General features: G+C 60.8%; 11 protein-coding genes and 1 tRNA gene. 10 read left to right on the forward strand and 2 right to left on the reverse strand.

Annotation, left to right across the window (positions count from 1 at the left end):
* Positions 1-421 precede the first annotated feature (421 nt).
* The 10 genes from ACQZ5N_RS22335 (at position 422) to ACQZ5N_RS22380 (ending at position 9,313) form a co-directional block, all read left to right on the forward strand.
* Positions 422-1,366 carry a Bug family tripartite tricarboxylate transporter substrate binding protein gene (locus ACQZ5N_RS22335; RefSeq protein WP_020809150.1) on the forward strand — a complete coding sequence of 315 codons (945 nt, stop codon included), beginning with the start codon at positions 422-424 and terminating at the stop codon, positions 1,364-1,366.
* A complete protein-coding gene (locus ACQZ5N_RS22340; RefSeq protein WP_142779697.1) occupies positions 1,363-1,857 on the forward strand; it encodes a tripartite tricarboxylate transporter TctB family protein in 495 nt (164 codons plus the stop codon). The genes ACQZ5N_RS22335 and ACQZ5N_RS22340 overlap by 4 nt, the downstream gene beginning before the upstream one ends.
* A gap of 106 nt (positions 1,858-1,963) precedes the next feature.
* The gene (locus ACQZ5N_RS22345) at positions 1,964-3,481 is read left to right on the forward strand and encodes a tripartite tricarboxylate transporter permease (protein ID WP_020809148.1); all 1,518 of its coding nucleotides are present in this window, start codon (positions 1,964-1,966) and stop codon (positions 3,479-3,481) included.
* 127 nt (positions 3,482-3,608) lie between these two features.
* Complete coding sequence (locus ACQZ5N_RS22350) at positions 3,609-3,866, forward strand: hypothetical protein (RefSeq protein WP_003522606.1); 258 nt, start codon at positions 3,609-3,611, stop codon at positions 3,864-3,866.
* A 382-nt stretch (positions 3,867-4,248) separates the two neighbouring features.
* Positions 4,249-5,184, forward strand: a complete 936-nt coding sequence (locus ACQZ5N_RS22355) for a siderophore ABC transporter substrate-binding protein (protein ID WP_448734138.1) — start codon at positions 4,249-4,251, stop codon at positions 5,182-5,184.
* Positions 5,185-5,260: 76 nt separating this feature from the next.
* Positions 5,261-6,226, forward strand: coding sequence for an ABC transporter permease (locus tag ACQZ5N_RS22360; protein ID WP_448734139.1), 966 nt, complete (start codon positions 5,261-5,263; stop codon positions 6,224-6,226).
* Positions 6,219-7,187, forward strand: a complete 969-nt coding sequence (locus ACQZ5N_RS22365; RefSeq protein WP_196379560.1) for an iron chelate uptake ABC transporter family permease subunit — start codon at positions 6,219-6,221, stop codon at positions 7,185-7,187. The genes ACQZ5N_RS22360 and ACQZ5N_RS22365 overlap by 8 nt, the downstream gene beginning before the upstream one ends.
* Positions 7,184-7,942 carry an iron ABC transporter ATP-binding protein gene (locus tag ACQZ5N_RS22370; RefSeq protein WP_080850942.1) on the forward strand — a complete coding sequence of 253 codons (759 nt, stop codon included), beginning with the start codon at positions 7,184-7,186 and terminating at the stop codon, positions 7,940-7,942. The genes ACQZ5N_RS22365 and ACQZ5N_RS22370 overlap by 4 nt, the downstream gene beginning before the upstream one ends.
* A 122-nt stretch (positions 7,943-8,064) precedes the next feature.
* Positions 8,065-8,553: a DNA starvation/stationary phase protection protein Dps gene (dps, locus tag ACQZ5N_RS22375; RefSeq protein WP_059758872.1), complete on the forward strand. Its 489-nt coding sequence runs from the start codon at positions 8,065-8,067 to the stop codon at positions 8,551-8,553.
* A gap of 685 nt (positions 8,554-9,238) precedes the next feature.
* Positions 9,239-9,313, forward strand: a tRNA-Gly gene (locus ACQZ5N_RS22380).
* Between the two features lie 150 nt (positions 9,314-9,463).
* On the opposite strand, the gene ACQZ5N_RS22385 is transcribed toward ACQZ5N_RS22380, so the two are convergent.
* Both ACQZ5N_RS22385 and ACQZ5N_RS22390 read right to left on the reverse strand, forming a co-directional pair.
* Entirely contained in the window at positions 9,464-10,297 is an 834-nt protein-coding gene (locus ACQZ5N_RS22385; protein ID WP_448734140.1) for an aldo/keto reductase, read from the reverse strand.
* A 61-nt stretch (positions 10,298-10,358) separates the two neighbouring features.
* On the reverse strand, positions 10,359-11,540 hold the full coding sequence (locus ACQZ5N_RS22390) for an MFS transporter (protein WP_448734141.1): 1,182 nt from the start codon (positions 11,538-11,540) through the stop codon (positions 10,359-10,361).
* Positions 11,541-11,631: the final 91 nt, after the last annotated feature.

Below are 11,631 nucleotides of genomic sequence, written 5' to 3' on the forward strand. Positions count from 1 at the left end.
GGCGGAGGTCCAAAAGCCAGCAGGCGGTCTCTAACGACCAGGATTCCGACGGCCTTCCGCCCGCACTCTACATAGCACAAATCCAATACACAGGATTCCTGTGACAGGCACAGGAATGAGGGTGTGGAGCAAGCTTCAAAGGCGCAAAACAAAGCCATCCCGCACGCCATAGTAGACGTCCGATACAAATTAATAGAGAGTAAATGCGCAAGGACTTGCGTAGCGTCAGTTAGATGACAGCTTTCTGTGATGCTCTGCAATTCTTCTTCATTCCGTGGAGGCGGAAGAAGATGCGGGAGGAAATCCAGGATTGCCAAGGCCCCACGCTGAGCATTCAGCGCCGGCGCAGACGCGTCCGAAAAGCCCCCCGCATAAACGAAAAACGACGCCCAAAAAGGGCATCCTGAGGAGGGTTTTCCAAGTGAAGCATTTTCTTATCGGCACATTCCTGGCGGGCGTGATCGCGCTTCCGGCGGTTGCAGCGGATTACACCATCATCGCCCCGGCCAATCCCGGCGGCGGCTGGGACCAGACCGCGCGCTCCCTGCAGACCGTGCTGCAGGAAGAAGGCATTTCCAAGAGCGTTCAGGTGCAGAACGTACCGGGCGCCGGCGGCACCATCGGTCTTGCACAGTTCGCCAGCCAGCAGAAGGGCAACCCGAACGCCCTCATCGTCGGCGGTTACGTGATGGTCGGCGCGATCCTCACCAACAACGCGCCTGTCACGCTTAAGGAAGTAACGCCAATCGCCCGTCTGACCGGCGAATATGAAGCCATCGTCGTTCCGGCATCTTCGCCGCTGAAGACAATCGGCGACCTCGTCGATCAGCTCAAGAAGGATCCGGGCAGCGTTTCCTGGGGCGGCGGCTCCGCCGGCGGCACCGACCACATCGCGGTTGGCCTGATTGCCAAGGCGGCCGGCGTCGACCCGACCAAGATCAACTACATCGCTTACTCCGGCGGCGGCGAAGCGCTTGCCTCGATCCTCGGCTCGCAGGTAACTGCCGGTATTTCGAGCTACGGCGAATTCGAAAGCCAGGTAAAGGCCGGCACGCTGCGCCTGCTCGCAGTTTCCAGCGAAGAGAAGCTGGAAGGCGTCGATGCGCCGACGCTGAAGGAAAGCGGTCTCGATGTCGTCGTCCAGAACTGGCGCATGGTCGCCGCTCCTCCCGGCCTGACGCCGGAGCAGGAAAAGGCCGTCAATGCCGACATCGAAAAGCTGGTGAAGTCTGCCAAGTGGCAGGAAACCCTGAAGACCAAGAGCTGGATGGACACCTATCTCGCCGGTGACGAATTCAAGGCGCAGCTCGCCAAGGATACCGACGCCACCGCCGCCATCCTCAAAGACATCGGACTGGTAAAATGAGCCAGGGTTCCAACCCTTCGCAGCATCAAAAGCGCCGCCCTGACTGGGCGGCGCTGGCGATCGCCATCTTCCTCGTCATCATCGCCTGCGTGATCTTCTGGGACAGCGCCCGTCTCGCCAGCGTCACCGGTTATTCGCCGGTCGGCCCGGCAACCGTGCCTTATGCCATCGGCTTCTGTCTCGTCGGCCTGGCGCTGTGGACGGCCGTTGAGGCCTGGCGCGGCGATTTTCCCGAACGCGACAAACAGGAAATCGCCCCGGTTATCTGGGTCGTCGCCGGCCTTGCCGCGCAGATGTTGCTGCTCAACGTCGCGGGTTTTTCCATTGCCACCGGCCTGCTTTTCGCCTTTACGGCGCGCGCCTTCGGCAAACGCAAGCTCTGGTATTCAATCCCCATCGGCATCGCCCTGAGCTTCTTCATCTGGTTCATCTTTGCGCGGCTGCTGCAGCTTTCGCTGCCCGCCGGGCCTCTGGAACGGCTGTTGTTCTAACAGCCATTCCGACCAAAATTCGAGATCACAGGAACAATTGGCGCGCGATGACGCAAAAGCCAGTCGTTCCGCCCGCCCATCGGGTCCACTTGGGGGACATCTGTCCATGAGTACCTTTGAATTCCTGCTGCACGGTCTTGAGGTTGCCGCCCAACCCATGAACCTGCTCTATGCGCTGATCGGCGTCACGCTCGGCACCGCCGTCGGCGTCCTGCCCGGCATCGGCCCTGCGCTAACCGTGGCGCTGCTTCTGCCCGTTACCTATAGGCTCGATCCCGCCGGTTCGCTCATCATGTTCGCCGGCATCTATTATGGCGGCATGTATGGCGGCTCGACTACCTCGATCCTGCTCAACACGCCGGGCGAAAGCGCCTCGATCGTGACCGCGCTCGAAGGCAACAAGATGGCCCGCAAGGGCAGAGGCGGTCCGGCCCTTGCCACCGCCGCCATCGGCTCCTTCGTCGCCGGCCTCATCGCCACCATCGCTCTCGCCTTCATCGCGCCCTATATCGTCAAGCTGGCGCTGGTCTTCGGCCCGCGTGAATATTTCGCGCTGATGGTGCTCGCCTTCGTTACCGTTTCCTCCGCCTTCGGGGATTCGGCGCTGCGCGGCCTTACCTCGCTGTTCATCGGCTTTGCGCTTGCCATCGTCGGCATCGACCAGCTCACCGGCCAGACCCGCATGAGCTTCGGCATTCCCGACCTGCTCGACGGCGTGGAAGTGACGACGCTTGCGGTCGCCATGTTCGCCATCGGCGAAACGCTGTTCATCGTCGCCCAGGGCAGCACCGGCCCGGACAAGGTCGAAGCCGTGAAAGGCTCCGTTTGGATGAGCGCGCAGGACTGGGCACGCTCCTGGAAAGCCTGGCTGCGCGGCACGCTGATCGGCTTCCCCATCGGCGCCATGCCGGCGGGCGGTGCTGAAATCGGCACCTTCCTGTCCTATGCCACCGAAAAGAAGCTGACCAAATATCCGGAAGAATTCGGTCATGGCGCCATCGAAGGCGTCGCCGGTCCGGAAGCCGCCAACAATGCGTCCGCCGCCGGTACGCTGGTTCCGCTCTTGACGCTCGGCCTGCCGACGACGGCGACCGCCGCCATCATGCTCGCCGGCTTCCAGCAATATGGCCTTCAGCCCGGCCCGCTGCTGTTCGCCACCAATCCGCAGCTCGTCTGGGGCCTGATCGCCAGCCTGTTCATCGCCAACCTGATGCTGCTGGTTCTGAACCTGCCGCTCGTCGGTCTCTGGGTGAAGCTGCTGACCATTCCGAAGCCCTGGCTTTATGCCGGCATCCTGCTGTTTGCGACGCTCGGCACCATTGGCGCCAACCCGTCGGTCTTCGAACTCGGCATGCTGCTCGCCTTCGGTATCCTCGGCTACATCATGCGCATCTTCGGTTATCCGATTGCGCCTGCGGTCGTCGGCCTCATCCTCGGTCCGCTCGCCGAGCAGCAGCTGCGCCGCGCGCTCGCCATCGGCCAGGGCGATCCGACGGTGCTGTTCACCTCGCCGATTGCCGTTGGCCTCTTCATCGTGGCAGCCGCCGCCTTCATCATCCCGCTTATCATGCGTATCCGCGGCCGTGGCGAGGTGCTGACGCAGCTTGCCGCCAACGAGGACTGAGAAACCAAGAGCCTCCCAAGGCAACTGGCCCCGTATCTCCGGATACGGGGCCTTTTTTATTCACGCCAACGGGATGTGTGATGCACGCACGCCCATGATAGAATTGCGCCAACCGCAGGAGAAAGACATGCGCACGATTGCGATCATGATGGTTCTGGCGCTTGCCGGCTGCACCACCGCCCCCGATGTCGAGCCCATTCCCGGCAGCATCACCTATGGCGGACAGCCGCGCACCAAACTGACCAAGTCCCCCATCGGCAGCACGCTCAGCAATGAATTCGTGATGGGCGACGGACGGCTGGCGATCGAAACCTACCGCGTGCAACCGGACCGGTCGCTGAAACTGGAGAGGCGTGAAATCGTCGGCGACTGGCCGCCGGATTGATGGAAGATATGGGCCTCGATGTGGTTCCCGCTTCTACTACGACTGACCACTCTTACCGTCATGCCGGACTTGATCCGGCATCCAGCCAGCCCAAGTCCTTGGGCTGAAAGGAGTCCTTCCCGCCGCGCGGACGCGCGTCGGCTGGATGCCGGATAAAGTCCGGCATGACGGGTGTCGTGGCTAGGCTGCGTCCTACGTCCGGCGATCACAACGAGTCTTGCTACGCGCGGCTCCCCCTTTCCCGCTCACGGCAATTCAGAACCGTTCTAAAACATAATTTTGATTTCCGCCGACCTTGCCAATAAAGCTGATCGCCAACATCAAGTTAACCCGGCGGGATCATATCCGCCGGCTCGGAACCATATTGCAAGGGACATATTAAGTGGCCATCAACTTCACCTTCCCCCTTCGGCTGCTGGCGGCAGCGGCCTTCAGCCTCGGCGCGACGACGGCAATTGCCGAAGAAATGACGATCAAGCACGCACAGGGCGAAACCGTGCTGAAGGCGGCGCCGAAGAAGGTTCTGGTTCTCGATATTCCCTCGCTCGACAATCTCGATGCGCTCGGCGTCGAGCCCGCCGGTGTCGTCGGCTCCAACCTGCCCACCTATCTGCAGAAATATGCCGACGGCAAATATCTGAAGGTCGGCACGCTGTTTGAGCCCGATTATGAGGCGATCAATGCGGCAGAGGCCGATCTCGTCATCGTCGGCGGCCGTTCGCGGGCGAAATATCCGGACGTTGCGAAGATCACGCCCGCCATCGACATGTCGGTGGATTCCAAGGAATTCATCGGCAGCGTCAAAGCCAACATCACCAAGCTCGGCGATATCTTCGGCAAGCAGGAAGAAGCCAGGAAGCTCGACGCCGCCATCGATGAAAAAGTGGCCAAGCTGAAGGAAATCGCACCCAACTCCGGCACGGCGATGATCCTCGTCACCAATGCCGGCAAGGTCGGCGTTTATGGCCCGAGCTCGCGCACCGGCTGGCTGCATACCGAAATCGGCTTCAAGCCGGTCGCAGCCGACATCGACGACCGTTTCGACCGCGGCGATGTCGTCTCCTTCGAATATCTGGCCGAGGTCAACCCCGAATGGCTGTTCGTGATCGACCGCGACGCCGGCATCGGCCGCGCCACCGACCCCGGCAAGGCCGCCGCGCAGGTGCTGGATAACGAGCTGGTGCACCAGACCAATGCCTGGAAGAAAAAGCAGATCGTTTATCTCGATCCGCAGGCGGCCTATATTGTCAGCAGCGGTTATACGGCGCTCTCCACCCTGCTCGATCAGGTCTACAAGGCCGTCTCCGAGAAGAAATAACCCCTGCCGAACAACATCAGGGCTCCCGATGGCTTGAGGCTACCGGGAGCTTTCGCCTTTTCCGGAAACCGCCAACGTGAAGTCCCTTTCACTGATATCAGCCCTCATTCTGGCCGTGGTGCTCGCCATCGCCAGCCTGTTCGTCGGCGTCAGCAATGTCTCGCTCGCGACGCTCTTTTCGCCTAATACCAGCGCGGACGCGCTGCGCGTGCTGCTCGTCAGCCGCATTCCGCGCACGCTGGCGCTGATACTGGCCGGAAGCTCGATGGCGATTGCCGGGCTCATCATGCAGATGCTGGTGCGTAACCGCTTCGTGGAGCCTTCGACGGCGGGCACCACCGAATCCGCCGGCCTCGGTCTTCTCACCGTCACCCTGCTGGCGCCGGATACGCCGATCTTCGGCAAAATGCTGGTGGCCGCCGTCTTCGCGCTCGCCGGCACCGCGCTTTTCCTGCGTATCCTGCGGCAAGTGCCGCTGCGCGATGTGCTGCTGGTGCCGCTGATCGGCATCATGCTGGGCGGCGTCATCTCCGCCGTCACCACCTTCTTCGCCTATCGTTTCGATCTCCTGCAATCGCTGGGCGCATGGATGACGGGGGATTTTTCCGGCGTGCTGCGCGGCCGTTATGAATTGCTGTGGGTCGGCTTCCTTTTCGCCATCGCCGCCTATCTCGCCGCCGACCGCTTCACCGTCGCCGGCATGGGCCGCGATTTCACCACCAATCTCGGCCTCAACTATCGCCGGGTCATGGCGCTCGGCCTCGCCATCGTCTCGCTGGTGAGCGCGGTCGTCGTCGTCACCGTCGGCATGATTCCCTTTCTCGGGCTGATCGTGCCGAATGTCGTCAGCTTGATGATCGGCGACAATATGCGCCGCTCGGTACCCTGGGTGGCGACGCTGGGCGCGGTTTTCGTGCTTTCCTGCGACATCATCGGCCGGACCGTGCGTGCGCCTTACGAAATACCCATCGGAACCGTGGTCGGCGTCATCGGCAGCGCGCTGTTCCTCTATCTTCTGCTGCGGAAACGCCACCATGCGTGAGAGACATCCTGACCGGCGTGCAAAAGCCGTTCTGCTCGTGCTTGCGGCATTCGCACTCATCTCCATGGCCGCCTTCATGACGCTGGGCGCCAAGGGAAGCTGGAGTTTCGTGCTGCCGTTTCGCGGCATCAAGCTTCTGTCACTCTTGCTGGTGGCCTATGCCATCGCGGTCTCCACCGTGCTGTTCCAGACGGTCACCAACAACCGCATCCTCACCCCCTCGGTGATGGGTTTCGATTCGCTTTATGTGCTGATGCAGACCGGGCTGATCTTCGTCTTCGGCTCGGCAACCGTCGTCATGATCGATCCGCAACTCAAGTTTCTCGCCGAAACCAGCCTGCTCGTCGCCTTTTCCGCCCTGCTATATCGCTGGCTTTTCGTCGGCGCGGAACGCAGCCTGCATCTTCTCGTGCTGGTCGGCATCGTTTTCGGCGTCTTCTTCCGCAGCCTCTCGGGCTTCATGCAACGCGTGCTGGACCCCAATGAATATACGGTGCTGCAGGATGTGCTGTTCGCCAGCTTCAATTCCATCGATCCGACGCTTCTTGCCGTCTCCGCCATCATCATCGGCGTGGTGACCATCATCGGGCTCAGGCTGATGCACACGCTCGACGTCCTCTCGCTCGGCCGCGCGACGGCCATCAGCCTCGGGGTCGAATATAAGCGCACGGTCACCATCATCCTGGTGCTGGTCTCGGTGCTGGTCGCCGTCTCAACGGCGCTGGTCGGCCCGGTCATGTTCTTCGGCCTGCTGGTCGCAGCCCTTGCCCATTATCTCACCGGCAACGGCAAACACGCCTATGTGCTGCCGGCGGCGATCCTCATTGCCGTGATCTGCCTCGTTGGCGGCCAGGTGGTGCTGGAGCGGGTTTTCGCCTTCGATACGGCGCTCTCGATCATCATCGAATTTCTCGGCGGCATCGTCTTTATCGGTCTTATTTTGAAGCGGGGTGCGCGATGATCATCGCCAGTCAGATCAGCAAATCCTATGGCGACAGCCTCGTCGTTGATGGCGTCTCCGTCTCCATTCCGGCAGGCGGCGTCACCTCCATCATCGGGCCGAATGGTGCGGGAAAATCGACGCTGCTCTCCATCGTCGCAAGGCTGATGTCGATGGATGCCGGAACGGTGACCGTCGACGGTCTGGATGTCACGAAAACCCCTTCCGATACGCTGGCCAAGCGGCTCTCCATATTGCGGCAGGACAACCACATCTCCTCACGCCTGACAGTGCGCGACCTCGTCGGTTTCGGCCGTTACCCCTATTCCAAGGGCCGCCCCACCATCGAGGACAAGGTCCATATCGACCGGGCGCTGGAATATCTGCATCTCGAAACCCTTGCCGGCCGGTTTCTGGACGAACTTTCCGGCGGCCAGCGCCAGCGCGCCTTCGTGGCCATGGTGCTGTGCCAGGATACCGATTACGTGCTGCTCGACGAACCGCTCAACAATCTCGACATGAAACACGCCTCCAGCATGATGAAGATCATGCGCCGCGCCGCCGACGAGCTGAAGAAGACCGTGGTTCTGGTGCTGCACGACATCAACTTCGCCTCCTGGTATTCCGACACCATCATCGCCATGCGTGAAGGCCGCATCTGCCATCAGGGGCCGGCGGAACAGATCATCCGTCCGGACGTCCTCAAGGACATCTACGACATGCCGATCCGCGTCAATGAGATAGACGGCCGGCGCATCTGCCTGTTTTACGAATGACATGATGATTGTGCAGGATTTTTGCTGTCCCAGTGCTTAGCATGGAACAGGGCCACTGGCCCGGACGTTAAACGACGGACTTTTCCAAAGCGGCATTCCGTCCGCAACTTCAGGAGACATCGATGAAGACGCACAAGACGAAGAACGACCTGCCTTCCAACGCCAAGTCGACCGTGATCGGCATTCTCAACGAATCGCTGGCCTCGGTGATCGACCTTGCACTCATCACCAAGCAGGCGCACTGGAACCTCAAGGGCCCGCAATTCATCGCCGTGCATGAACTTCTCGACACTTTCCGCACCCAGCTCGACAATCACGGCGACACGATTGCCGAGCGTGTGGTCCAGCTTGGCGGCACGGCGCTCGGCAGCCTGCAAGCAGTCTCGTCGACGACGAAGCTCAAGGCCTATCCGACCGATATCTACAAGATCCACGACCATCTCGACGAACTGATCGAGCGTTATGGCGAAGTCGCGAACATGATCCGCAAGGCAATCGACGATTCCGACGAGGCGGGCGACCCGACGACGGCGGATATCTTCACCGCCGCCTCGCGCGATCTCGACAAGTCGCTGTGGTTCCTCGAAGCGCATGTTCAGGAAAAGAGCTGAGCGGAAAACGGCTCTCGCCTGCCCAAACAGCAAAGCGCCCGAGATACCCGGGCGCTTTTTTTTAAACGGAATGGCGCAATCAATGCCGACGTAAGACCGCAAGCCCTATATCGCGTAACATTTCATGGTCGAGAATGCCGCGCTGGGCGCTTCGGATCAAAACCGCTGCGCACTCATTGGCAACATGGCTGCTGCGATCTTGAAGGCACTCGAAACATACGCCATCGAAAATATTCTGTAGATCGGTGATCTGCTCTGGCGACAATTGTGCGCCAACTCTTTCAAAAGCTGCGTACGACAAGGCTCATCCTCCCGATGATGATATGCCAAGTATCGTTCCCAATATCGTTTCGATTTTTTCGTGGACAGGAAATTTGTACACCCGAACGAATCACTTGTCGAATCAGATTTTAACCAAATGTAAATAGGTTATTTTCTGGCCTTCCCGCCGGCCGCCACCCCCGTGACAGGGAGATAAAAATCAGCTGAAACAATATCTTCAGCGGAAATTCCCGGGTCGTCAGCCCGTGATGGCCGCCAGATTTCAGATAAATCCGCAGACAGGCGGATTTCCACCGAAACCGCAAAAGAAACTGTTGCATTCCAAAAACGATTGAGCGATATAGCACCCGTCGCCGCTTGGCGGCCCACGGTTCAGCGAACTACCCCGGACCGGTGGATTTGAGCGGGTGTAGCTCAGGGGTAGAGCACAACCTTGCCAAGGTTGGGGTCGAGGGTTCAAATCCCTTCGCCCGCTCCAAATTTCCAGAACATGCAGATATATCTTCACTGCACCCGATGTGAAACGCGACGTTTCCATGGGCTGTGACGCGCATCGCCGCGCGAAATGCGCGAGGACTTCCCACGCATGGGCAAACCGGGAAGGGCGCTCCCTCCCCGGCTCTCATTGTCAGGCGGCCTTGTCCCAGACGGGTGCAAGCCCTTCCGGCGAAACGATGCGACCATCCGGCCTGGCAAGCGCACGGATCGCCGCCATTTCATCGGCCGAAAGCTCGAAATCGAAGATGGCGAGATTTTCATCGACGCGGGCTTCGCTGACCGTTTTCGACAGTGCGATGACACCCTGCTGCTGCACGAGCCAGCGCAGCACCACCTGCGCCACCGACTTGCCACGGCCTGCGGCGATTTCCTTCAACACCGGATCGGTAAACACCTTGCCATCGGCCATGCCGTAATAACCCGTCACCGACATGCCGGCAGCCTTTGCCGCGGCGATAACCACGTCCTGATCGATATAGGGGTGGTATTCGATCTGGTTGGTCACGATCGGGGCCTTGGACAGCTTCACCGCCTCGGCCATCAGCGCCGTGCTGAAATTGGAAACGCCGATATGGCGAACCTTGCCCGCTTCCTTCACCGCGTTCAGCGCGCCGATCTGTTCGGCAAGGGAAACCGCCTCGTTCGGCCAATGCAGCAGCAGCAGGTCGACATAATCGGTCTTCAGCTTTTTCAGGCTCTCATCCACGGAGGCGAGGAAGGCATCGTGCCTGTAGTTCTCGACCCAGACCTTGGTGGTGAGAAACACGTCGCCCCGGGCCACACCTGAGGCAGCGATGGCTTCACCGACCTCGGCTTCGTTGCCGTAGATCTGGGCGGTATCGATATGGCGGAAACCGGCTTTCAGCACATGGGGAACGATGCGCAGCACATCGGGACCGGGAATACGAAACGTGCCGAAACCCAGTGCCGGGATCGAAGCGCCATTTGCGGTGACATCAAACATATATTTTCTCCTTTGAAGTGACCCGGCCGACTTGGGAGCGGCCGGGAATTTTATGGAAAGTTCAGGCGGTTTTCAGGGTCAGCGCGGCGCGGCGGTCGAGCGTGCTGCTCCAGAGGGTCAGGAGCAGGGCCACGGCGACGAGAATGGCGCCGACCCATGGGGTCGCGGCAAGCCCCATCGGCGATTCCACCACCAGACCGCCAAGCCATGCGCCGATGGCGATGCCGAGGTTGAAGGCGGCGATGTTGAGCGCCGAGGCGACATCGACGGCGCCGGGGCGATGTTCCTTGGCAAGCTGCACCACATAAAGCTGCAGGCCGGGAACATTGGCGAAGGACAGAAAGCCGAGCGCGGCAAGCGTGATGAGCGTCAGCACCGGCGAGAAGGCCGTAAAGGAAAAGACGAGCAGCACGATCGCCTGCGCCAGAAAGAGGCCGATCAGCGCCTTGGCCGGGTTATGGTTGGCGATCCTGCCGCCGCCGATATTGCCGGCTGCAATGGCGATGCCATAGAGCACGAGGATCAGGCTGACGCTTTTTTCCGAAAAGCCGGTGACATCCTGCAGGATCGGCGCAAGGAAGGTGAAGGCGACGAAGGTGCCGCCGTAGCCGAGCGCGGTCATGGCGAAAACGATGAGCAGGCGACCGGAGCCGAGAACACGGACCTGATCGAAGAGGCTCGCCGGCGGCGCCTTCTTGAGCGTGTTCGGCAGAAGCGTGGCAATGCCGAAGAAGGCGATGACGCCAAGGGCGGCAACGACCCAGAAGGTCGCACGCCAGCCGAAGACCTGCCCGATATAGGTGCCGAGCGGAACGCCGGTGACGATGGCGACCGTCAGCCCCATGAACATCATGGCAATGGCCGAGGCGCGACGATTTTCCGGCACGAGATCGGCGGCGATGGTGGAGCCGACCGAGAAGAAGACGCCATGGGCGAAAGCGGCGATGACGCGGGCGACAAGCAGCATCTCATAGCTGGGCGACAGGGCCGCCGCACTGTTGCCGATGACGAACAGGGCCATCAGGCCGAGCAGCAGCGGCTTTCTTTCGATCCTGCCGGTCAGCGCCGTCAGGATCGGCGCACCGAAGGTGACGCCCAGCGCATAAACGCTGACGATGAGGCCGGCAAGCGGCAGGGTGATGTGAAGATCGGTCGCGACCGTCGGCAGAAGACCGACAATCACGAACTCCGTGGTGCCGATCGCATAGGCCGCGATCGTCAGGGCAAATATGGCCAATGGCATGACGAATACCTCTTCGCCCGGAGCGGGATCGCGGGCGTTCTGGACAGCGACGCCGTCCGGTTGGATCAAATCTATGGACGCAATATGGGCG

The organism is Agrobacterium sp. 22-221-1 (assembly GCF_053522445.1).

Bases quoted from the DNA above. Each gene is read 5' to 3' on its own strand.
- ACQZ5N_RS22345 (WP_020809148.1), top strand. From the start codon at position 1,964: ATGAGTACCTTTGAATTCCTGCTGCACGGTCTTGAGGTTGCCGCCCAA.
- ACQZ5N_RS22340 (WP_142779697.1), top strand. From the start codon at position 1,363: ATGAGCCAGGGTTCCAACCCTTCGCAGCATCAAAAGCGCCGCCCTGAC.
- ACQZ5N_RS22370 (WP_080850942.1), top strand. From the start codon at position 7,184: ATGATCATCGCCAGTCAGATCAGCAAATCCTATGGCGACAGCCTCGTC.
- dps (WP_059758872.1), top strand. From the start codon at position 8,065: ATGAAGACGCACAAGACGAAGAACGACCTGCCTTCCAACGCCAAGTCG.
- ACQZ5N_RS22385 (WP_448734140.1), bottom strand. From the start codon at position 10,297: ATGTTTGATGTCACCGCAAATGGCGCTTCGATCCCGGCACTGGGTTTC.
- ACQZ5N_RS22350 (WP_003522606.1), top strand. From the start codon at position 3,609: ATGCGCACGATTGCGATCATGATGGTTCTGGCGCTTGCCGGCTGCACC.
- ACQZ5N_RS22365 (WP_196379560.1), top strand. From the start codon at position 6,219: ATGCGTGAGAGACATCCTGACCGGCGTGCAAAAGCCGTTCTGCTCGTG.
- ACQZ5N_RS22390 (WP_448734141.1), bottom strand. From the start codon at position 11,540: ATGCCATTGGCCATATTTGCCCTGACGATCGCGGCCTATGCGATCGGC.